The following is a 21,050-nucleotide window of genomic DNA, read 5'->3' as shown; positions in this document are numbered from 1 at the left end:
TGCGCCGCGACATCGCGACGCGCTCCTCTGCCGACCGTCGAAGACATGCTTCCGGACGCTTCCCTCTTTACGCGGCCGCCCGCACAATCTGTCGTTCTGGCCGCACAGACTGCGGCGCACGGCGCGCTCAATCCGCGTCGACGTCGCCGGCCGCGACCCGCGTGTGCATGCGCGCCCCGTCGTCGTTGAAGATGCTCAGCACCTGGGCGGGCGCTTTGCCCGCCGCGCACATCGCGTGGGGGGTGCGCGTGTCGAACTCGGCGGCCTCTCCCCGGGAGAGCACGAGGTCCTGGTCGCCGAGCCGCAGGCGGAGGCGCCCTGTGAGCACGTAGAGCCACTCGTACCCGTCGTGCACGCGCAGCTCCGGGAGAGCGGCCACGGGCGGGTAGGTGATCTTGTACGTGTGGATCGGCGACCCCTCGGGGGCGAGGGGGGCGATCACGAGGCCGTCGCGGCGGATCACCGGGCGCCTCACGCGCGGATCCGGCGAGTCGGGGCTCACGAGGTCGTCGATCCGCACGCCGAGGTGCCGCGTCAGCGGCATCAGCAGCTCGAGGCTCGCCTGCCGCTTTCCGGCCTCCAGTCGCGACAGCGTGCTGGGCGACATGCCCGCGCGCCCCGCCAGATCGTCGAGCGTCCAGCCTCTCGCGCGGCGGAAGGCCCGCAGTCGCGGCCCCACCTCGGACAGGTCGTCTCGTGCCACGGGAGTCCTCCACTTGCCACTTCTGCAAGAACGTTTGCGATTCTCTCACGACCCGCGTGGACTGGGCGACATGACCTCGCAGACCTCCCCTCGTCCCTGGGACGCCCTCGTGCTCGGTGGCGGCACCGCCGGCCTGTCCGCAGCGCTCATGCTGGGGCGCGCCCGCCGCCGCGTGCTCGTCGTCGACTCCGGCAGCCCGCGCAACCGGTTCGCGTCGCACATGCACGGCGTGCTCGGCGACGACGGCACGCCTCCCTCCGAGCTGCTGGCGCGCGGGCGGTCCGAGCTCGCGCGGTACGACGTCGAGGTGCGGGAGGGCGCTGCCGCCTCCGTCGAGGACGCCGCGGCGGGCCTGCGGCTGACGCTCGAGGACGGCACGACGCACGAGGCCCGCAGCGTCGTGGTGGCGACGGGCATCGTGGACGAGCTGCCCGACGTCCCGGGCCTCAGCGCCGGATGGGGCACCGACGTGCTGCACTGCCCCTACTGCCACGGGTGGGAGGTGCGGGACCGACGGCTGGGCGTGCTCGCCGTCGGCCCGCAGAGCCTGCACCAGGCCGCCCTCGTGCGGCAGTGGAGCGATCGCGTCACGCTGTTCTCGGCGGCGATCGGGGCCCTCGATCCGCAGACCGAGGCGCGGCTGCGCTCGCGCGGAGTGCGGGTCGCGCCCTCCCCCGTCGTCGAGACGCTGCGCGACGGCGGCCGGCTCGTCGCCGTGCGCACGGACGACGGCCGGGTCACCGAGGTCGACGCGATCTTCACGGCCGGCACGCCCCGGCCACGGGACGGCTTCCTCGCGCCGCTCGGCCTCGACCGAGCCGAGCCCCTGCCGGGCGTGGGCGCCTTCCTGGCCGTGGACCCCGCCGGGCGCACCAGCCATCCTCGCGTCTGGGCTGCCGGCAACGTCGTGAACCCGATGCTCAACGTGCCGATGTCGATGGGGGCCGCCTCGCTGACCGGCGGCGCCGTCAACGGCGCGCTCGTGGAGGAGGACTTCGATCTCGCCGCCCGGAGCGCATCGTGACGGACGTGCCGTCGCCCGCGGAGTTCTGGGAGGCGCGGTACGCCGACACGGAACGCGTCTGGTCGGGCCGTGTGAACCGCGTGGTGGCGGACGTGGCCGGGCCGCTCGCGCCGGGGCGCTCTCTCGACCTCGGCTGCGGCGAGGGCGGCGACGTCCTCTGGCTCGCCGCGCGCGGCTGGGAGGCGACGGGCGTCGACCTGTCCCCCACCGCGGTCTCCCGCGCCCGGGCCGCGGCCGACGCGGCGGGGCTCGGCGAGAGCGCCCGGTTCGAGTCGGCTGACCTCGCGGCGTGGGAGGACGAGGACCGATACGACCTCGTCACGGCCTCGTTCCTGCAGTCCTGGCCCGTGGAGATCCCGCGCGAGGACATCCTGCGCCGGGCGACCGGGCTCGTCGCCCCGGGCGGGCTGATCCTCGTGGTCGCCCACGCGGGCCCGCCCTCCTGGGCCGACCCCGAGAGCGTCCGGTCGCACCCGTTCCCCGCGCCAGCGGAGGACCTGCGCGCACTGTCGCTGGACCGGTCGTCCTGGCAGGTGCTGGCCTGTGAGACGCGCGAGCGCGCGGCGACCGCGCCGGACGGCGCATCGGGGACGCTCGCGGACGGCGTCGTCCTCGCTCGCCGCGTGCGCTGACCGGCCTCCTCGGGGAGAGACGCCCGCCCGTTCCCGCGCCGACGCCCGCCGTCGACCGGGGAGAATGGTCGGGTGTCCGCGATCTCGAGAGCGGGAGGCCGCCCGGCGCCCGGCCCGCACCCGCATGGCCCCGCCTCGGCGGGCCCGCTGCCCGCCGGCATCCGCGATGCCACGCCGCCCTGGGTGCTCTGGACGTCCGCCGGCCTCGCGTGGGCGGGGGCGGTCGCCACGGCTGTGCTGTTCGTCTGGCTCGGCCGGGTCGTCGACGACGGGCCTCCGGCGCCGGCCGGGTGGCTGGCGCCGGTGCTGCTGGCGCTGACCGCCGCGGCGTGCGCGGGGGTCGGCGCATGGTTCTCGCAGTGGGCGGCGTCGGCGGCGGAGCAGCGGCTTCGCCGCGCCACGGTCAGCCGCATCTTCGATCTGGGCGTCGCCGGGACGACGGGACGCTCGGGCGCGCTGCTCTCGCTCGCCACCGACGCCGTGGAGCGCATCGCCCACTACCGCGCCGCGTTCCTCGGGCCGATCGTCGGGTCGTTGACCACGCCGCTGCTCGTGCTCGGAGTGATGGCGCTCTTGGTGGACGCGGTCACCGCCGGCTGGCTCGTGCTGACGATCCTCCTCGTCCCCCTGCTCATCGGCGGTTTCCAGCGCGCGGTCCGCCCGATCGGCGCGTCCTACCGGCGCACCCAGGCGCGTCTCACGGCCGGGTTCCTCGAGGCGATCCAGGCGCTCGACACGCTGGTCTACGCGCGCGCCGCCAACCGCATCGGCGCCGACCTCGAGGCCCGTGGCGAGGAGCACCGCCGCGGGCTGATGCGGATGCTGGCCGGCAACCAGCTGCTGATCTTCGTCGTCGACGCGGCGTTCTCTCTGACCGTCGTGGTGGCCGCCACCGCGATCGCCGTCGTGCGCGCCGCCGACGGCAGCATCAGCGCCGGGTCGGCGATCGCGATCGTGCTGCTGAGCGTCCTGGTGACCGGCCCGGTCGACGTGATCGGGCAGTTCTTCTACATCGGCATCGGCGGTCGCGCGGCCCAGCGCCAGCTCGCCGACCACCTCGGCGAGGAGCCGGCCCCGCGCCCGGACGCCACGGGCGCCGGCGCCCCCGCGCCCGCCTCTCCCCCGGTGCCCGCCGGAGGGATCGCGCTGGAAGGCGTCACCGCCGCCTGGCCGGGCGGACGGCCGGTGCTGCAGGACCTCTCGCTGAGCATCGTGCCGGGCGAGCGCGTCGCGCTGGTCGGGCCGAGCGGGGTGGGCAAGTCGACGGTCAGCGCCCTGATCCAGGCCCACCTGGCACCGACGGCGGGGCGGGTCGTCGTCGACGGGCTGGACACCGCCGGCGACGCCGAGGCGGTGCGATCACGGCTGACGGTCGTCGAACAGCGCCCGTTCCTCTTCGTCGGCTCGATCGCCGAGAACCTGCGGATGGGCGACCCCGCCGCGACCGACGAGCAGCTGTGGCACGCGCTGGAGCTCGCCGGCATGCGCTCGGAGGTCGCCGCCATGTCGGCCGGCCTCGACACGCCCGTGGGCGAGCACGGCGCCCTGCTGTCCGGCGGCCAGGCGCAGCGGCTCGCGATCGCGCGCGCCGCGCTGCGAGACGCCCCCATCCTCCTGCTGGACGAGCCGACCTCGCAGGTCGATCTCGCCGCGGAGGCAGCCATCCTCGCCGCCCTCGACCGGCTGGCGGCGGGGCGCACCGTGCTGATGATCGCGCACCGGCCGGGGGCCATCCTCGCCGCCGATCGCGTGATCGCACTGAGCGCCCCGGGGGCCGCCGCATGACCGCGCACAGCGGGGGACGCCTCGCCCTGACCCGCTGGCTGGTCGGCCACACGCGACGCCTGGTGCCGCTCCTGATCGTGTCGATCGTGGCCCGCGTCGGGGGCCAGCTGCTCGGCGTCGCCCTGCTCGTCGTGGCCGCCTCGACCGCCGCCCGCGCGGCGACCGGGGAACAGGTCGCCGTGCCGCCGCTCGTGCTGTGGCTCGTCGCGATCGCGCTGACGAAGGCGCTGCTGCGCTACCTCGAGCACTACACGGGGCACTGGGTCGCGTTCACCGCCCTGCAGCGCCTGCGCGCCCTGCTGTTCGCCCGCCTCGTGCCGCAGGCCCCCGCCGCGACCTCCGGGCGGGCGGGATCCGAGCTCACCCAGCGCGCCACGCGCGACATCGACCGCGTCGAGGTCTTCTTCGCCCACACCCTGCCGCCGGCGGTGTCCGCCGTCGCCGTCCCGGCCGTCGCGCTCGTCTGGCTCGCGGTCGTCGTCGACCCCGCGCTCGCGGGCGTGCTGACGCCGTTCGTCGCGGCGACCCTCGTCGTGCCGCTGGTGGCCGGCTCGGCGACGTGGCGGGCCGCCCGCCGCGTCGCCGCCGCCCGCGGAGCGCTGGCCTCGCGCATCGGCGACGACATCCAGGGCACGCGCGAGATCCTCGCCCTCGGCGCGCGGTCGAGCCGCCTGCGCGGTCTCGACGAGGCGGATCGGGAGCTCGCCGGCGCACGGTCAGGCGCGGGCGTGACACAGGCGGTGCGGGGCGGGGCCGCGGTGCTGCTGCAGTCGTGCGCCCTCATCGCGCTCGTGGCGACCGCGACCGGAGCGGGGCTCTCGGCCGTGACGGTCGCGGTCGGCCTCGCGGTCGCCGTCGGACTGTGGGCGCCCGCTCGCGGCATCGACGACTTCACCACAGGCCTCGACGCCGCGTTCGCCGCCGCCGAGCGCGTGCGGGACGTGATCGAGGCCCGGCCCGTCGTGACCGACCCGCCCGCCCCCGGCCCGGAGCCGTCGGACGCGGGCGTCGAACTGCAGGACGTCACGCTGCGCTATCCGGGCGCGGCGGCCCCCGCGGTGGACGCGGTGAGCGTCGCCTTCCGCCCGCGCGACTGGAGCTACGTCGTCGGGGTGTCGGGCAGCGGGAAGTCGACCCTCGCCACTCTGCTGCTGCGCGGGCGCGACCCGGATGCCGGCGTCGTGCGTCTCGGCGGCGCCGAGCTGCGGCTGCTGCGCCTGGACGATCTGCGCGCACGCGTCGCGGTCGTCTCGCAGCGGCCCACGCTGCTGAGCGGCACCATCGCCGACAACCTGCGGCTCGCCGCGCCCGGCGCTGACGACGCCGAGCTGCGACAGTCGCTCGCCGCGGCCGGGCTCGACGACTGGGTCGACGGCCTGCCGCAGGGGATCGACACGCCGACGCGGGAGCGGGGCGCCTCCGTCTCCGGCGGTCAGCTGCAGCGCCTCGCGCTCGCGCGGGCGCTGGTGGCGCGGCCGGAGGTGCTGGTGCTGGACGAGGCGCTGAGCCAGCTCGACGCGACCACGGCGGGCCTGGTGCGCGAGCGCCTGCGCACGCACCGGCCCGGCCTCACGGTGGTCGAGATCACTCACCGGGCCGACCTCGTGCCCGACGACGCGTCGGTGCTGGTCCTCGACCGCGGTCGGGCCGTCGCCTCCGGGCGCGCGGGCGACCTCCGCGCATCGGAGGGTCCGTTCACCCGCCTGGAGGCGCGGAACGAGCAGGGCTGACGGCACCGCCGCCGCCCGCGTCACTCGCTGAGGCGGCGGTGCCGCTCCATCCTTCGCAGCCCCTCCGCCACCCCCGTCGACGCCGTCGCCGGCGCGAGGGCGGCGCGCAGCCTCGCCTGCACGCGCTCGGCATCGAGCCGCGTGCCGATGGCGACCAGCCCGTCCTCCGAGCCGCCATCGGTCACCCGCATCACGTGCACCGCGCGCCCCACCACGTTGACGACGTACCTGCGCGGGCGGCGTCCGGCGACCGTCACGTATCCCTTCAGGCGGTAGACGCCGTCGGGCGGCGCCTCGAGCAGGTCGGCGATCGCCGTCGGATGCGCGGGCCCGCGCGACCGCACGGTCACCGCCGTGGCGTGGACGTGCGCGGCGGGCGAGCGCCCTGCGCCGCGGTCGTGGTCGGCGTCGGCGCGGTCGGGATCGGCGTCGGTGCGATCCGCGCGGGCGAGCGCGGCGATGGGCAGCTCGTCGGGCGGGTCGTCGTCGCGCGCCACGTCGAACACGAGCGCCGGGTCGATGCGGCCACGCGTGGTCGCCACGACGTGCGCCACGGGGCCGCCCTCCCGGATGCGTCGCGACAGGCGACCGACGACGTCCGCCCGCTCCGACGGGGCCACCCGGTCGAGCTTGTTGATGACGACGAGGCTCGCGGCGCGGAACCGGCCGGGCGCGAGCGCCCCGGTCTCGACCGTGCGCTCATGCTCCAGCGCGTCCACCACGTCGATGAGCCCGCCCGGCCGCACGCGCTCCGCGCCGCTGAACCGGATGAGTCGCGCGAGCGAGAGCGGATCGGCCGCGCCGCTGGCCTCCACCACCACGGCGTCCAATCGCAGGCGCGGCTGCGTCAGCCGCTCGAGCGCGTCGTCGAGGCCCCCGGCGTCGGGCAGGCAGCACACGCACCCGCCGGCGATCGACGCCGCCTCGTCGATCTGACCGGTGACGAGCCCCGCGTCCACGTTGATCTCGCCGAAGTCGTTCACGACCACGCCGACGCGCGCGCCTGGCCTGGCCAGCAGGTGGTTGAGCACCGTCGTCTTGCCGGCGCCCAGATAGCCGGTCAGGCCGATCACCGGGATCCTCGCCACCCTCGGGCACCGCCTCTCGTCGCCACGGGCGGCGATGCGGCTTGCCGATCCGCCCACCATTGATGATAATGGTTCTCAATAGACTTCGGGTGGACGGTGTCGCCACCCGGGGAACCGGCACGGGTGGGGACCTCCGCCGGGGACAGGCCGCCCCGCCCGCTGTCGGACGGGCGGGGCGGACCGCCGCGAGCGAGACGTCAGCTCGCGCGAGAGCGGCGCGCCCTCACGGCACCGACGACCAGGTCGATCGCCATGAAGGCGACCAGCGTCCAGCCCACGAGCGGCAGCCACCAGCCGATCGCGATGCCCGCGGCGACGACCGCCCCCACGCCCCACCAGGGCGCGCCCCGCAGCGCCCCGCGCGCAGGGGGACGGCCGAACGGCGTGCGGGGCTCACGGGTCGGTCGCCGCTTCCACCACATCAGGTAGCCGAGGACGACCATCGTCGCGATGCCCGCGGCGAGGACGAACAGGGCGATCTGGTTGGCGAGTCCGAACATGGACCCCATATGGATGTCGATGCCCCAGCGGGTGAGCTTCGCGGCGAGGGTGAACTCCGCGAAGTCCGCGCGGTCGACGACCTGCATGGTGGTGCCGTCGATGGCGACGGCGTCGACCTCGGTGGGGTAGCTGCGCTGGATCTCCTGCACCACCCATGCGGCACCCGGCTCGGCGGGAGGCTTGATCTCCACCAGCCCGGTGTTCACGTTCGTCCGCTGGGCGATGGCGAGCACGGCGTCGAACGTCGCCGGGTTCGCGTCACCTGTCGCCTCGGCAGACGCCGCCCCATGCCCGGCGTGACCGCCGTGGCCGGCATGCTCGTCGGCGGCCGCCTCCTCGCCGGTGAGGCTCGTGTTCACCGCGGGCGTGCCCCAGTCGAGGGCCGCGCGGAGGTTCGAGACGTTGCCTCCGGCGTACTGCGACCACGTGATCCCGGTCGCCGACAGGAACAGCGCCCCGAGCAGCACCCAGATGCCGACAGACGTGTGCCAGGTGAAGAGTCCGCGATAGCCCTTGTGCGTGCGATTGGGGCGGATCATGTCCTTCTTCGCCCGGGTCTTGCGGATGCGGACGATCCAGAGGCCGAGGCCTGCGAGGGCGACGATGCCGAGCCAGGAAGCGGCGAGCTCGCTGTAGAGGCGACCGACGTCCCCGAGATGGAGGCTGCGGTGCAGCTGGTCGATCCAGGTGCGCAGCGGCAGCGCCCCGCTGGTGCCGTACACCGTCAGGTCGCCACGGATCTCGCCGGTGCCCGGATCGACGAAGACCGCCCGGGACTCGCTCTCTCCCAGCCCGTCCTGGGCGTACATGATCCGGGTCGTGTCCCCGGGCTCGGGGGCGGGGCGCACCGCGGACAGGGTCGCGTCGGCGTCACCGAGGTGGGCCTGCGCGGCGCCGATCTGTTCGGCCAGGGTCAGCCGGGTGCCGGTGGCAGGCGCGTGCAGCTCGTCCTGGTACACGATCTGCTCGATCGTCGGGGTGAGGGCGTACAGCGCACCGCTGGTGGCGGCGATCAGGATGAACGGTCCGACGAGGATGCCGGCGTAGAAGTGCAGACGCAGCAGAAGCGGACCGAACCAGCCGCCCCTCCGGGCGGGTCTCGGCGGGTGCGTGCTCTCGGCGGGCTGAGTGAGGGTGGTGGTCATGATGCGGAGTGCTCTCAGGTCAGGAGGGTGTCGCCGATGAAGCCGCCTTCGGCGCATCCCGGCGGTATCGCGAACACGGCGGACCCGACGGGAGTGGTCCACTCGTTGAGGAGGTCCAGCTCGTCGAGGCGACGCTGGATGGGGGTGAACTGGCGGTCGACGTCGGCCTGGAACGACACGAAGATCAGCCCGGAGTCGGAGACCTCGGACCCCGTCGGGGAGTCGTCGTAGTTGTAGGCCCGGCGGAAGATCTTCTCCGCGGTGTCCTCGCTGCGCGCGCGACGCAGGTGCGAGAAGGTCGGGATCACGGGGAAGCCCACCGCGGTCGTGGCATCGAGATCCGGCTCGTCGAACTCGGCCGCCGCGCCGTCCGGGCTGCTCGTGAGGGGAGCGCCGTTGGACATGTACCGGCCGACGGACTGGTCTCTGCCGCTGCGGTCGAGCCGATCCCACTTGTCGAGGTCCATGTGGATCCGGCGGACGACGGCGGACGTCCCGCCGGCCATCCAGCCGTCCTCGCTCCAGACGACCCGGGCGAACTCCTCCGTGCCCGGGGCCGGGTTGGTGGTGCCGTCGACCTGCCCGAACAGGTTCCGCATGGTGGTGCCCGGCTTGACGGTGCCGTGGGCGCGGCGGAAACCGCGCTGGGTCCACCGCACCGCGGCGAAGCCGCGGGCGTCCTTGAGCATCATCCGGGCGGCGTGGGCGACCGTGAGGGGATCGTCGGCGGCGATCTGCAGGAGCAGGTCGCCGCCGCTGAACTCCGGTCGCAGCCGGTCGATCCCGAACGCCGGCAACGGCTTCAGCCAGGCGGGGGCGGTGCGACGGGCCCGATCGACGAGACCGGGACCGAAACCGAAGGTCACCGTCAGACGTGCAGGCGAGACGGCGAGCTCGGGCTCGGAGTCCGCCAGCGCGGCGACGCCCTGCGTGAGACGGGCGGCGTCGTCGGTGAGGATCCCCATCATGCGGCGCAGCCCGTCGCGATCGGTGTCGTCGCGCAGGTCGAGCGCGACGAGCACCGCATGCGCCTGGGCGTCGGTGTCGACACCGGCCTGGTGGGCGCCGAAGAACGGCACGGTCTCGTCGCCGTTCAACGGCGCCGAGGCCGGCGCGGTGGATGGACTGTCGAGGGCGAGGTCGAGCCCGATCGCGGCCGCGGCGCCGACGCCGGCGACAGCCCCTCCGAGGAGGAACTGCCGCCGGGTCGACCCCGGCCGATCGGTGCGCGCGCCCTTACCGGGCGCGGCCATCACTCCTCGCCCATGTCCATGTCCATGTCCATGTCGGACTCGTCGCCCTCGTAGTTCTCGTTCGCACCGGAGTAGTCCTTCACCGGTGCGGTGAACTCGTAGGTGCTGTCGTCCGAGAACGTCAGGGTGAAGGTGACCTCATCGCCGGCCTGCAGCGGGTCGGCGAGGTCCATCAGCATGATGTGGTCGCCGCCGGGCTCGAGGTCCAGGGAGCCGCCGGCGGGGATCACGAAGCCGCCCTCGATCTCGCGCATGATCATCTCGCCGGCCTCGTTCTCGACCGTCTCATGCAGTTCGAGCATGCTGGACGCCTCCGTCGTCGCGGACACGACGGTCACGTCCTCCGGCCCGGTGTTCTCCAGCTCGCCGAACGCGGCGGACATCCCCTCGTCGGCTGCTTTGACCCAGCCGTCCGAGATCGTCACGACGTCGGCCGCGGGTGCCGCCTCAGCGGAGGAGGCCTCGGTCGATGCGCAGCCCGCCAGCACGAGCGCGGATGCGCCCAGCAGGACGCCGAACCGGGAGATGGTGCGGATGTCGATGTTCACAGTGATTGCCTTTCGCAAGGTTTTCCGGTCCGCGCTCACGGCGCGGTCTGACCGGTGTCGTCATGGCGTGCGCCGCGACGACGAAGGAATTGGATGAGCGCGAACAGCGCGGCCGCGACTGCGGCCCCACCGGCGCCGATCAGCACGGCCCGGAGGACGCCCTGATGCTCTCGAGTGGCCTGATCCTGCGATTGCTCCTGCGCCTGCGAGCCGCCGGCGTCGTCGCCGCCCGATGCGACCGCGGCCGCCAACGGTTCGGCGTCGCCGACCGTGAAGGGAATGACACCCGCGATCGGATGGCCGTCCGAGGACACCACCTGCCAGCGGATCTCGTATCCCGACTCGGGCATGCCCGACGACAGATCGAGGGTGACGAGGTTCTCCTCGACGGCCGGCTTCCCGGCCGCCCAGTCGCGACCGTCACCGTCCATCACGATCACCGTCGTGCCGGCATCGCCCAGCGTCAGCAGCTCGTCGGAGAACTCCAACGCGATCGATGTGGGGGCGCTTTCCAACCGGGCCCCCGCTTGAGGGCTGCTGGAGATGAGCTGGTCGTGCGCGGACGCCGGCACGGCCGTCGCGATCACCGCGACGACAGCAACCAGCATCCCCGCCGCCAGCAGGCGGACACGGGACATGACAGACCTCACTTCCGGCACAGGCCGACGCCTGCGCCGATAGACACACAGGAACGCGCCGCCGCCCCGAGGGGCCGGCTCACGCGGATCCACCCCGAAGGCCGCAGAGCGCGGCATCGGGGCGCAGGGAGACGATCAGACCGTGTGGAGGAGGGGCGGCCCGCGGCGCGACAACGGCGCCAGCTGAGCCTCTGAGACGAGGTGCCACGACGACCAGCCCGGCGCGGCGGTCAGCGGGGCGGCACGGAGGGGAAGAGGGAGGACCGGGGCGTCGAAGCGGCGGCGCACCCAGGCGGCGACGCGCGTCGCCGCGACGCGAAGGCCGGCGGCGACCCGTTCCGCGCGGTGGAGCCACGCGACGGTGAGCACCGCGGCCAGGCCGTGCCAGAGCCACATGGACAGATCGCCGTGCAGCATCGTCGCGGCATGGGGCTCGACGGCGGAGACGATCGTGCCTGCGGTCGCGGAGTGTCCCCCATGCGGGGCCAGGACGAGTGCGGCGTCCGAGGGCGTCCCGAGGACGAACAGCACGTGGAACAGCGCCTGGCTGGCGGCGACCGAGGTCGACAGCCGCCAGAGCGACAGACGCCGCCCCGCGAGCAGCATCCCCACCGGCAGCGACAGCAGCCACGGCAGAAGGAGCCCGAGCCACCCCGGCACCGCTCCCCCGCCCATCAGGTGCGACATCAGGGCCACCAGAGTGGCGACCGACGCCGTGACGGCACCTCGCAGCGCGCGGCGCTGCCTGGTGGTCGTCATGGCGTCCATTCTTGCAGGTGGCCGCGAGCATCCGCGTCCTGGCCTTCTGACGCACGGCCCCGCGGCTCAGGCGTGCCGCATGCCGTCCGGCTCGTGGTCTCTGATGCGCTCGGTCTCGATCTGGAACGTCGAGTGCTGCACGGACACCTCGAAGTGCTCGGCCACGCACTCCCTGACCTCGTGCAGCACCTCGGCGGCGTGCCCGTCGGTGAAGCAGGCGTCCTCGACCACGACGTGAGCGGTGAGCGTCGGCAGGCCGGTCGCGACGGTGGAGGCGTGCACGTCGTGCACGTCCTTGACGTGGTCGAGCTCGAGGATGTGCTCGCGCACCTCGTCGAGGTCGAGGCCCTTCGGGGTGAACTCCATCAGCACGCGCGACGTCTCGCGCATCAGCGTGAACGCACGCGGCACGATGAGCGCCGCGATGAAGAGGCCCGCGAGCGCGTCGGCCTGCTGGAACCCCGTGGTGGCGATGACGATCGCCGCGACGATGACGCCGAGGGAGCCGAGGGCGTCGTTCAGCACCTCGAGGAACGCCGCCCGCATGTTGAAGTTCGCGCCGCGGCTCGACGATAGGACGAGGATCGCGACGACGTTGGCGGCGAGGCCCACGACGCCGAAGACGAGCAGCTCGGCGGCCGGCACCTCGGGCGGCTCGAACAGCCGCTTCACGCCCTCGATCGCCGTGTAGAGCCCGACGCCGAGCAGCAGCGTCGCCTGGCCGAGCGCCGCCATCACCTCGATGCGCCGGAACCCCCAGGTGCGCGTGGAGGTCGCGGGCCGCAGCACCAGCGTCGCCGCGACCAGGGCCACCAGCAGGCCCGACGCGTCGGTGAGGGCGTGGGCCGTGTCGGTGAGCAGCGCGAGGCTGCCGGTGAGCACCGACCCGACCGCCTGGGCGACGACGATCGAGGCGGTGATGGCGAACGCGATCCAGAGCCGCCGGCGATGGTCGACGGGGTCGCCGACGACCTCGGTCTGGTCGGCGCCGTGGCTGTGCCCTGCGCCCATCACACACCCCCCGCCGCGTGCTCGGGACGACGGAGGTGCACGCACAGCTCCGCCTTCGTCCCCGTGGCGTCGAGCAGCTCCTCGGCCGCGGCGATCAGCGAGGAGATCGCCGCCGGCTCGGACAGCGAGTACCAGGACGAGCGGCCGTCCGGTCGCACGGCGACGAGGCGGCACTCCAGCAGGAAGCCCAGGTGCTTGCTCACCGTCGACTGTGCCAGCCCGATGTGCTCGACCAGATCGCGCACGCGATGCTCGCCGCGGGCGAGGTGCTGCAGCACCGCGAGCCGCGTGGGCTCGCCGAGCGCCTGGAAGAGGTGCGCGTAGACCGCGGTCGCCTCCTCGTCGAGGCGCTGCGGGGCGGCATCGATCATCGTCATACAACGATGATGCCGCCGATTCACGATGAATGGCCACCTCCTCGAGCAGTTGAGAGCGATTACCAGGCTCGTCACGCCCCTCCTCCCACCGGATTCGGCATCGACGGAGGAATCCCGTAAAATCCGAGGCCCAAGGGGAGTACTCCGACACGACCGGCTCGTCATTACGGATGCGCATGCATCCCGGGTCATCGGTCCCGACATCGGGATGGAGAAGACCTTGGCGTTCATGTCGCCGTCTCTCCTTGGAGCCCTCCGTGCAGATCGCCCCACCCATCCGGACCTCGGGCGTCGTCTCGACGTCCGAGCCCGCCGCCACGATCGGCGGCATCGCACCCGCCGCGAGCCCGGCGGGCGCCCGCCGCGCAGGTGAAGGAGCACGCTGATGGACGGCCTGCTGTGGAACATCGCCCTCGTCATCGTCTTCGTCCTCGTGGGCGGTGTCTTCGCGGCCACCGAGATGGCGCTGGTCACCCTGCGGGAAAGCCAGATCAACGCGATCGCGGCGCGGGGACGGCGGGGAGCGAAGGTCGCGGGGCTCGCCCGCAACCCCAACACCTTCCTGTCCGCCGTGCAGATCGGCGTCACCGTCGCCGGATTCGCCTCGGCCGCGTACGGCGCCACGTCCATCGCCCCCTCGGTGACCCCGCTGATCGAGGCCCTGGGCGCGCCGGAGCAGCTGGCGCTGACCATCGCGACCGTCGCGCTCACCCTCGTGATCGCCTACCTCTCGCTGGTCCTCGGCGAGCTCGTGCCGAAACGGCTCGCCATCCAGCGCAACGCGCAGTTCGCCTATGCCGTGGCCCCGGTGCTCGACGGCTTCGCCGTCGTCATGCGCCCGGTGATCTGGCTGCTGTCGGTGTCGACGAACGCCCTCGTACGTCTGCTCGGCGGCGATCCCGACAAGACCGCCGACGAGCTCAGCGACGAGGAGATCCGGGACATCGTCACCACCCACCAGGGGCTCCCGGAGGACGAGCGCAAGATCCTCGACGACGTGCTGTCGCTGCGCGACCGGCAGATCAGCGAGGTGATGCGCCCCCGACCGGAGGTGGTCGCCCTCGACGACACCTCGGACATCGCCGACGCGATCGCGCAGGTGCGCGAGCTGCCCTTCTCCCGCTACCCCGTGGTCGACAAGTCGATCGACGACATCACGGGCTTCGTGCATGTGCGTGACCTCTTCGAGGCCGCCGCCGACGATCGCAGCCGGTCGCTGGCGCGGCTCATGCGACCGATCCACTACTTCCCGTCGACGGCCCGCGTGCTGCCGACACTGACGCGCATGCGCGCGGACGGGCACCACATCGCCGTCGTGGTGGACGAGTACGGCGGCACGGACGGCATCGTCACGCTCGAGGACCTCGTCGAGGAGGTCGTCGGCGAGATCTTCGACGAGTACGACACCGTCATCGATCCGGCCTCGACGGGCGGCGTGGTCGACGGGCGCCTGAACCTGCAGGACTTCGAGGAGGCGACGGGGCTGGAGCTGCCCCGCGGGGCGTCCGACACGATCGCCGGCTTCGTCACCGAGCGGCTCGGCCGCCTCGCCGACGTCGGCGACACCGTCGACGTGCCGGGCGCGACCATCCAGGTCGTCGCACTCGACCGTCGTCGCGTCGCCGGGGTGCGGGTCACCCCGCGGCCGGACGAGGACGGCGAGACCGACGGGCGCTGAGCCCCGGCACTCCCGGGGCGCGTGCACGGCTCCGCTCAGGCGGTCGAGCCTCTGCGGAGCGCGAGACGGCGCCCGATCACGCCCTGCCGCGGGCTGAACAGGTAGACGAGCGCGAACACGACGCCGTGCACCACGACCACCAGCCCGCCGGACGCCGCGTCGATCCAGTAGCTGAGGTAGATGCCGACGACGGAGGACAGCACCGACATCACGGGCGCGATGACGAGCATCCGGCCGAACCTGTCGGTGAGCAGGTAGGCGGTCGCACCGGGGATGATGAGCATCGCCACCACGAGGATGACGCCGACCACCTGCAGCGCGACCACGGCGGTGAGCGCGAGGGATCCGAGCAGCAGGGCTCCGAGCAGACGCGGCGACAGGCCGATGGCGTACGCGTGCGTGGGGTCGAACGCGTAAAGGGTCAGGTCGCGGCGCTTGAACACCAGGACCGCGAACGCCACCGCCGCCAGGCAGCCGATCTGGATCAGGTCGCTCGTCGAGACGCCGAGGATGTTGCCGAAGATGATGTGGTTGAGGTCGGTCTGGCTGGGCGTGACCGAGATCAGCACCAGGCCGAGGGCGAACAGCGTCGTGAACACGATGCCGATGGCGGCGTCCTCCTTGACGCGGCTGGTGCCGCGGATCACCCCGATCAGCACCACTGCCAGCAGCCCGAAGATCAGGGCCCCGAGGGCGAACGGCGCGCCGACGACGTACGCGATCACGACGCCGGGCAGGACGGCGTGCGAGACGGCGTCGCCCATGAGCGACCAGCCCACGAGCACGAGCCAGCACGACAGCACGGCGCACACGACGGCCGCGATCGCGGTGGTCAGCAGGGCGCGCACCATGAACTCGTACTGCAGCGGCTCGAGGATGAGGTCGAGGACGCTCATGCCTCCCCCTCCCGTCCGAGCACGTCCAGACCGAAGGCCAGGGCGAGGGTCTCGGGCCGGAGCGCCTCGGCCACCGCGCCCTGGAACACGATGCGGTGCTGCAGCAGGACCGCATCGTCGGCCAGCGCGGGCAGGGCATGGAGGTCGTGGGTGGACACCAGCACCGTGCGCCCGCCCGCGGCCAGCTCGCGCAGCAGCCTGACGATCGTCGCCTCCGACCTCTTGTCGACGCCGGCGAACGGCTCGTCGAGCAGCAGCACGCCCGCGTCCTGCGCGATGCCGCGGGCGACGAAGGCCCGCTTGCGCTGCCCGCCCGAGAGCCGCCCGATCTGCCGGTCGGCGAGGTCGGTCAGCTCCACCCGGTCGAGCGCCTCGTCGACCGCCGCGCGGTCCTCCGCGCGGACGCGGCGCGACGGTCCCTGACGGCCGTATCTGCCCATCATCACGACGTCCCGCACGGAGACCGGGAAGGCCCAGTCCACGTCCTCGCTCTGCGGCACATAGCCGAGCAGCCCACGCTTGCGCGCGTCCGCGGGAGCCGTCCCGCCGATGCGCACCGATCCGCGGCTCGGTCGGATCATCCCCGTGATGGCCTTGAACAGGGTCGACTTGCCGGCGCCGTTCATGCCGATCAGCCCGGTGACCCGGCCCTCCGCGACGGACAGGGAGACGTCGTCCAGGGCGAGGACGTCCCCGTAGCGGACAGTGACGCCCTCGGCCGCGATCGCCGCGCTCACCGGTCGCCTCCGGTGAGCGCGGCGACGATCGTGTCGACGTCGTGGCGGAGGAGGTCGAGGTACGTGGGCACGGGGCCGCCCTCCTCCGACAGCGAGTCGACGTACAGGGTGCCGCCGAAGGTCGCGCCCGTCGCCTCCACGACCTGCTGCATGGGGCGATCCGACACCGTGGACTCGCAGAACACCGCCGGCACGTCGTTGTCCCGGACGAACTCGATCGTGGCAGCGATCTGCTGCGGCGTCGCCTGCTGCTCCGCGTTGACGGGCCAGATGTAGGCCTCCGTCAGGCCCGCGTCCCGTGCGAGGTACGAGAACGCGCCCTCGCACGTCACCAGGGCCCGCTCGTTCTCGGGCAGTGCCGCGAGCTCGCCCACGAGCTCGTCCTGGATGTCCTGCAGCTGCGCCTTGTAGGCGTCGCCGTTGGCGCGGAAGTCGTCCGCGTGCTCGGGCTCGAGATCGCTGAACGCCTCGACCATGTTGTCCACGTAGAGCTGGGCGCTCGCGGGGCTCATCCAGGCGTGAGGGTTCGGCGTGCCCGCGTAGGCGTCCTCCGAGATGTCCAGGACGTCCACCCCCTCCGACACCACGACGTGGGGGACGTCGACGGACTCGACGAACTGCGAGAACCACAGCTCGAGGTTCAGCCCGTTGTCGAGGATCAGATCGGCCTCCGAGGCCTTCGCGATGTCGCCCGGCGTCGGCTCGTAGCCGTGGATCTCGGCTCCGGCCTTCGTGATCGACCGCACCTCGAGGTGGTCTCCGGCGACGTTCTCGGCGATGTCCGCCAGCACCGTGAAGGTCGTCAGGACGACGGGGCGGTCGCCCGCGGGCGCGCGATCGCCGGTGCAGGCGGCGAGCAGCGGCGCGATGACGGCGAGACCGGCGACGACCCCGAGGACGCTGGCTTTTTTAGGCATGCCGAAAAAATACATTTTCGGCTCACCTAAAACAACCCCGCGCCACCCCGACCCCGCCTCTTCCGCCGGCATAGGAAACGCATAGACGGCGCAGAGAGCCGGGAAGGACTCGCCACCCACACTGGGATCCATCCCATCCGAACCTCACGCAGGAGTCCGACATGAGCCGCATCCCAGAGCCCACCCAGACACCGCAGGGCCCCGCCTACGAGGGCCGCCTCCTCGACCGCGCGGACGAAGAGGTCGTCGACCAGGGCGCCTCGTTCGACATCCGCACCCTGATCAGCCGCCGCGGCGTCCTCAGCCTCGTGGGCCTCGGCGTCGGCACCGCCGCGCTCGCCGCGTGCGCACCGACGACGTCCGACACCACGACGTCCTCCGACTCGTCGACGAGCGACGGATCGAGCGGCACGACGACCACCACGACGCCCTCGCCGAGCGCGAGCGAGTCGACCACGACGACCGAGCTGCCGGCGGCGGAGATCCCCGACGAGACGGCCGGCCCCTACCCGGGTGACGGCTCCAACGGGCCCGACATCCTCGAGCAGTCGGGCATCGTCCGCAGCGACATCCGATCGAGCATCGACGGCGGGGCGACCGCCGAGGGCGTGCCGCTGACCTTCGAGCTCACGATCCTCGACATGGCGAACGGCGACGTGCCGTTCGAGAACGTGGCGGTCTACGCCTGGCACTGCGACGCGCAGGGCCGCTACTCGATGTACTCCGACGGCGTCACCGAGGAGACCTACCTGCGCGGCGTGCAGGTGGCCGATGCGAACGGCGTGGTCACCTTCACCTCGATCTTCCCCGCCTGCTACACCGGCCGCTGGCCCCACATCCACTTCGAGGTGTACCCCGACGTCGACTCGATCACCGACTCGACCAACGCGATCTCCACCTCGCAGCTCGCCCTGACCGAGGAGACCTGCGCCGAGGTCTACGCACTGTCCGAGTACGACGGCTCCACGCAGAACATGTCGCAGCTCACGCTCGCGAGCGACAACGTCTTCGGCGACGACGGCGGCGAGCTCCAGATCGCCACCATGAGCGGCGACGTCACCTCGGGCTACACCGCCTCGTTGGTCGTCCGCGTCGACACCACGACCGAGCCCACCGCGGGCGCGGCGCCCGGCGGCGGAGCAGGCGGTGGCGGCGACGCCCCCGAGCCGCCGACGAACTGACCCCCACCACCGCCCGGCCGACGGCCGGCAGAGCATCAAGGAGAGAACCATGCTGCAGAACCTCACGGGCTGGCACGCCCTGATCATCCTCGCCATCGTCGTGCTGATCTTCGGCGCCGCCAAGCTCCCCGCGCTCGCGAAGAGCCTCGGGCAGTCGATGCGGATCCTGAAGGACGAGGTCGCGCCAGCCTCGTCCGACGAGCAGGCCCCGGCCGCGGCTCCCGCCGTGGCGGCCCCCGAGACCACCGCGGTCCGCGTCGCCGCCGACGGCGCGCCGCAGCGGGCGACGCCATGACCACCGCCACCGCCGCGCCGTCGACGATGCCGCTCGGCGCGCATCTCACGGAGGCCCGCAAGCGCGCGACGCGCGCGGCGGTGGCCCTGATCGTCGGGGTGGTGGCGGGCTTCCTGCTCGCCGACCCGATCCTCGACGTGCTGCGCACGCCGATCACGACGCTCGCGGAGTCGCGCGACGCGAGCCTCAACTACGACAGCGTCACCGGGGCGTTCGACCTGCGGATGAAGATCGCGCTCTTCGCGGGCGTCGTCGTCTCGAGCCCCGTATGGCTGTACCAGCTGTTCGCGTTCCTCGTCCCCGGCCTCACGCGACGCGAGAGGCGCTACACCTTCGGCTTCCTCGCAGCGGCTCTGCCGCTCTTCGCGGCCGGCTGCGCGGTCGGCTTCACGATGTTCCCGCACATGGTCGAGCTGCTCGCCGGCTTCGCGTCCGAAGAGGACAGCACCCTGCTGCAGGCCTCGTACTACGTCGACTTCGTGCTGAAGATCGTGCTCGCCACCGGCATCGCCTTCGTCCTCCCCGTCTTCCTCGTGGCCCTGAACTTCCTCGGCGTGCTGCCGGCGCGCACGATCGCCCGGACCTGGCGCTTCAGCGTCGTCGGCATCGTGCTGTTCAGCGCCATGGCGACGCCGGCCGCCGACGTGCTGTCGATGGTCCTCATCGCCGTCCCGATGACGGCCCTGTTCCTCACCGCCCTGCTCATCGCCCACCTCCACGATCGCGCCGCCGCCCGCGCCCTCGCCCGAACCTGAGGAGAGCCATGCTCGGTCTCACCGTCGAAAAGCTGTTCGTCGTCGCGATCCTCGCGGCGGTGATCATCGGCCCGGCTCGCCTGCCCGCCTACGCGCAGCGCCTCGGCGAGTTCGCCCGTGCCGTCCGGTCGTTCACCGAGACGGCGCGGGCACGCGCCGAGTCGGAGGCCGGTCTCCCGCTCAGCGCCGAGGAATGGCGCGAGCTCGACCCCCGCCGGTACGACCCGCGCCGCATCATCCAGGAGGCGCTCGCGCAGGAACGCGGCGGAGCGGTACCGCCGGCGTCCGCTGCCGACGCGACCGATCCAGGCCGGCCGGAGGCCGGCTCGCCGTCCGATCCCGCTCCGCCGTCGGCCGATCCCGCTCCGCCTGCCGCCGAGCCGGCGCCCCGCTACATCATCGGCGGCACGTCGGCCCACCCGCGGCGCATCCTCGTTCCCGCGGCGCCGGCCACGCCCTCCCCGACTCCTGGGCCCGACGCGCAGGCCCAGGACGCCGCGCTCAGCAGCTGACCCCGGCGACGTCGGTCAGGCCCCGCCCGCGACCGCGTCGTAGGCGAGCTGTGCCAGGCGGTCGCCGCCGTGCAGCTCGTCGGCCGTGATCGTCACCACCGCGTCGCCCGCGAACACGAGCAGCTGCCCGTACGCGCCGTGCAGCCGCCAGCCGTCGCCGGGGCCGCCCCATCCCGCCAGCGCGTACCGGTCGTATCCCGGGCTCGCGCCCGCCACGACCCAGTCGGAGTGCATGCCGTCGATCCAGGAGGCCGAGACCAGGCGTCGCCCCTCCCACTCGCCCCGGTCGCGGACGAGACGCCCGATCCGAGCGAGCTCCTCGGTGCGCAGCGCGAGCCCGCCGCCCGCGACGATCCAGCCCCGGGGACACCGCTCCCACGTCGGGTCGTCGATGCCGAGAGGATCGAACAGGCGCGGCACCAGCCAGTCGCGCACGTCGCCGACGACGGCGTCCAGCGCACGCATCGCGGTGTAGGTGCTCGCGTTGGAGTACTGGAACACGTGCCCGCGCGAGGGACGCCGCAGGAACTCGCGGGCGAGGTCGGGCCAGTCGTCGAACATCGTCGGCGACCACGGCAGGTCGATGCCGCTCGTCATGGTGAGAAGACGCCGCACCGTCACGTCGCCGGCCCCCGCACCCCGCACGAGGTCCGGCAGGTACCGGGCGACCGGTGCATCGACGTCGAACAGACCCTCGTCCGCGGCGATGCCCGCCGCGAGGACGCATACCCCCTTCGACACCGAGTGGATGTCCTCCCGCACATCGGCCACCCAGCGATGCTGCGCCGTCTCGTCACCGATGCGGACGTGGGCGCCGTGCGCGCCGAGCCGCTCCTCCTCGATGCCCGCGACCAGCAGGTCGAGGGCATGCTGCGCCTCTGTCAC

The 21,050-nt window shown here is 73.0% G+C and carries 22 protein-coding genes; 9 read left to right on the top strand and 13 right to left on the bottom strand.

The genetic code is table 11. The features are described from left to right. Positions 1–127: 127 nt before the first annotated feature. Positions 128–703 (bottom strand): helix-turn-helix domain-containing protein, encoded by a 576-nt coding sequence (locus K5S26_RS11850; RefSeq protein WP_308122940.1) that lies wholly within the window; start codon positions 701–703, stop codon positions 128–130. 70 nt (positions 704–773) lie between these two features. Here K5S26_RS11850 and K5S26_RS11845 point away from each other — a divergent pair, with 70 nt between their 5' ends. From K5S26_RS11845 to K5S26_RS11830, 4 genes are all read left to right on the top strand, one after another. Continuing rightward, complete coding sequence (locus tag K5S26_RS11845) at positions 774–1,727, top strand: NAD(P)/FAD-dependent oxidoreductase (RefSeq protein WP_221858224.1); 954 nt, start codon at positions 774–776, stop codon at positions 1,725–1,727. After that, entirely contained in the window at positions 1,724–2,359 is a 636-nt protein-coding gene (locus K5S26_RS11840) for a class I SAM-dependent methyltransferase (protein WP_308122939.1), read from the top strand. The genes K5S26_RS11845 and K5S26_RS11840 overlap by 4 nt, the downstream gene beginning before the upstream one ends. A gap of 72 nt (positions 2,360–2,431) precedes the next feature. Then, positions 2,432–4,144, top strand: a complete 1,713-nt coding sequence (locus K5S26_RS11835) for an ATP-binding cassette domain-containing protein (RefSeq protein ID WP_221858216.1) — start codon at positions 2,432–2,434, stop codon at positions 4,142–4,144. Further along, entirely contained in the window at positions 4,141–5,874 is a 1,734-nt protein-coding gene (locus K5S26_RS11830) for an amino acid ABC transporter ATP-binding/permease protein (protein WP_221858214.1), read from the top strand. The genes K5S26_RS11835 and K5S26_RS11830 overlap by 4 nt, the downstream gene beginning before the upstream one ends. A gap of 20 nt (positions 5,875–5,894) precedes the next feature. Here the strand turns inward: K5S26_RS11830 and K5S26_RS11825 are convergent, their stop codons facing one another. The 8 genes from K5S26_RS11825 to K5S26_RS11790 form a co-directional block, all read right to left on the bottom strand. Further along, positions 5,895–6,947 carry a CobW family GTP-binding protein gene (locus K5S26_RS11825; RefSeq protein WP_308122938.1) on the bottom strand — a complete coding sequence of 351 codons (1,053 nt, stop codon included), beginning with the start codon at positions 6,945–6,947 and terminating at the stop codon, positions 5,895–5,897. Positions 6,948–7,159: 212 nt separating this feature from the next. Next, positions 7,160–8,608, bottom strand: coding sequence for a PepSY-associated TM helix domain-containing protein (locus K5S26_RS11820; RefSeq protein ID WP_221858208.1), 1,449 nt, complete (start codon positions 8,606–8,608; stop codon positions 7,160–7,162). 14 nt (positions 8,609–8,622) lie between these two features. Continuing rightward, on the bottom strand, positions 8,623–9,861 hold the full coding sequence (locus tag K5S26_RS11815; RefSeq protein ID WP_221858206.1) for a Dyp-type peroxidase: 1,239 nt from the start codon (positions 9,859–9,861) through the stop codon (positions 8,623–8,625). After that, positions 9,861–10,403, bottom strand: a complete 543-nt coding sequence (locus K5S26_RS11810) for a copper chaperone PCu(A)C (protein ID WP_372454405.1) — start codon at positions 10,401–10,403, stop codon at positions 9,861–9,863. The genes K5S26_RS11815 and K5S26_RS11810 overlap by 1 nt, the downstream gene beginning before the upstream one ends. Positions 10,404–10,444: 41 nt before the next feature. Continuing rightward, a complete protein-coding gene (locus tag K5S26_RS11805; RefSeq protein ID WP_308122935.1) occupies positions 10,445–11,140 on the bottom strand; it encodes a copper resistance CopC family protein in 696 nt (231 codons plus the stop codon). Between the two features lie 42 nt (positions 11,141–11,182). Then, complete coding sequence (locus K5S26_RS11800; RefSeq protein WP_221858194.1) at positions 11,183–11,806, bottom strand: hypothetical protein; 624 nt, start codon at positions 11,804–11,806, stop codon at positions 11,183–11,185. A gap of 66 nt (positions 11,807–11,872) precedes the next feature. Continuing rightward, on the bottom strand, positions 11,873–12,817 hold the full coding sequence (locus K5S26_RS11795) for a cation diffusion facilitator family transporter (RefSeq protein WP_221858185.1): 945 nt from the start codon (positions 12,815–12,817) through the stop codon (positions 11,873–11,875). Continuing rightward, positions 12,817–13,194: an ArsR/SmtB family transcription factor gene (locus K5S26_RS11790; protein WP_246603915.1), complete on the bottom strand. Its 378-nt coding sequence runs from the start codon at positions 13,192–13,194 to the stop codon at positions 12,817–12,819. Before K5S26_RS11790 ends, K5S26_RS11795 begins: the two co-directional genes overlap by 1 nt. A 385-nt stretch (positions 13,195–13,579) precedes the next feature. Here K5S26_RS11790 and K5S26_RS11785 point away from each other — a divergent pair, with 385 nt between their 5' ends. Further along, positions 13,580–14,872 (top strand): hemolysin family protein, encoded by a 1,293-nt coding sequence (locus tag K5S26_RS11785; protein ID WP_221858183.1) that lies wholly within the window; start codon positions 13,580–13,582, stop codon positions 14,870–14,872. A gap of 35 nt (positions 14,873–14,907) precedes the next feature. On the opposite strand, the gene K5S26_RS11780 is transcribed toward K5S26_RS11785, so the two are convergent. From K5S26_RS11780 to K5S26_RS11770, 3 genes are read right to left on the bottom strand one after another with little or no spacing between them, the layout of a single operon-like run. Beyond that, positions 14,908–15,768, bottom strand: a complete 861-nt coding sequence (locus K5S26_RS11780; protein WP_221858174.1) for a metal ABC transporter permease — start codon at positions 15,766–15,768, stop codon at positions 14,908–14,910. Beyond that, the gene (locus K5S26_RS11775; protein ID WP_221858170.1) at positions 15,765–16,505 is read right to left on the bottom strand and encodes a metal ABC transporter ATP-binding protein; all 741 of its coding nucleotides are present in this window, start codon (positions 16,503–16,505) and stop codon (positions 15,765–15,767) included. The genes K5S26_RS11780 and K5S26_RS11775 overlap by 4 nt, the downstream gene beginning before the upstream one ends. After that, the gene (locus K5S26_RS11770) at positions 16,502–17,437 is read right to left on the bottom strand and encodes a metal ABC transporter substrate-binding protein (RefSeq protein WP_246603914.1); all 936 of its coding nucleotides are present in this window, start codon (positions 17,435–17,437) and stop codon (positions 16,502–16,504) included. Before K5S26_RS11770 ends, K5S26_RS11775 begins: the two co-directional genes overlap by 4 nt. Positions 17,438–17,583: 146 nt before the next feature. Between K5S26_RS11770 and K5S26_RS11765 the strand changes: the two genes are divergently transcribed. From K5S26_RS11765 to K5S26_RS11750, 4 genes are read left to right on the top strand one after another with little or no spacing between them, the layout of a single operon-like run. Then, on the top strand, positions 17,584–18,603 hold the full coding sequence (locus K5S26_RS11765; RefSeq protein WP_221858169.1) for an intradiol ring-cleavage dioxygenase: 1,020 nt from the start codon (positions 17,584–17,586) through the stop codon (positions 18,601–18,603). A gap of 49 nt (positions 18,604–18,652) precedes the next feature. Then, positions 18,653–18,898 (top strand): twin-arginine translocase TatA/TatE family subunit, encoded by a 246-nt coding sequence (locus K5S26_RS11760; protein ID WP_221858168.1) that lies wholly within the window; start codon positions 18,653–18,655, stop codon positions 18,896–18,898. Further along, entirely contained in the window at positions 18,895–19,653 is a 759-nt protein-coding gene (gene tatC / locus K5S26_RS11755; RefSeq protein WP_246603913.1) for a twin-arginine translocase subunit TatC, read from the top strand. Before K5S26_RS11760 ends, tatC begins: the two co-directional genes overlap by 4 nt. Before the next feature lie 8 nt (positions 19,654–19,661). Further along, a complete protein-coding gene (locus K5S26_RS11750) occupies positions 19,662–20,165 on the top strand; it encodes a Sec-independent protein translocase subunit TatA/TatB (RefSeq protein ID WP_221858167.1) in 504 nt (167 codons plus the stop codon). A gap of 15 nt (positions 20,166–20,180) precedes the next feature. Here the strand turns inward: K5S26_RS11750 and K5S26_RS11745 are convergent, their stop codons facing one another. Next, on the bottom strand, positions 20,181–21,050 hold the full coding sequence (locus K5S26_RS11745) for a serine hydrolase domain-containing protein (protein WP_221858166.1): 870 nt from the start codon (positions 21,048–21,050) through the stop codon (positions 20,181–20,183).

Source organism: Microbacterium marinilacus (assembly GCF_019753765.1).
Classification (GTDB): Bacteria; Actinomycetota; Actinomycetes; order Actinomycetales; family Microbacteriaceae; genus Microbacterium; species Microbacterium marinilacus.
The sequence above is the reverse complement of the archived record's forward strand: the minus strand, read 5'-3'. Positions and strand labels throughout refer to the sequence as shown.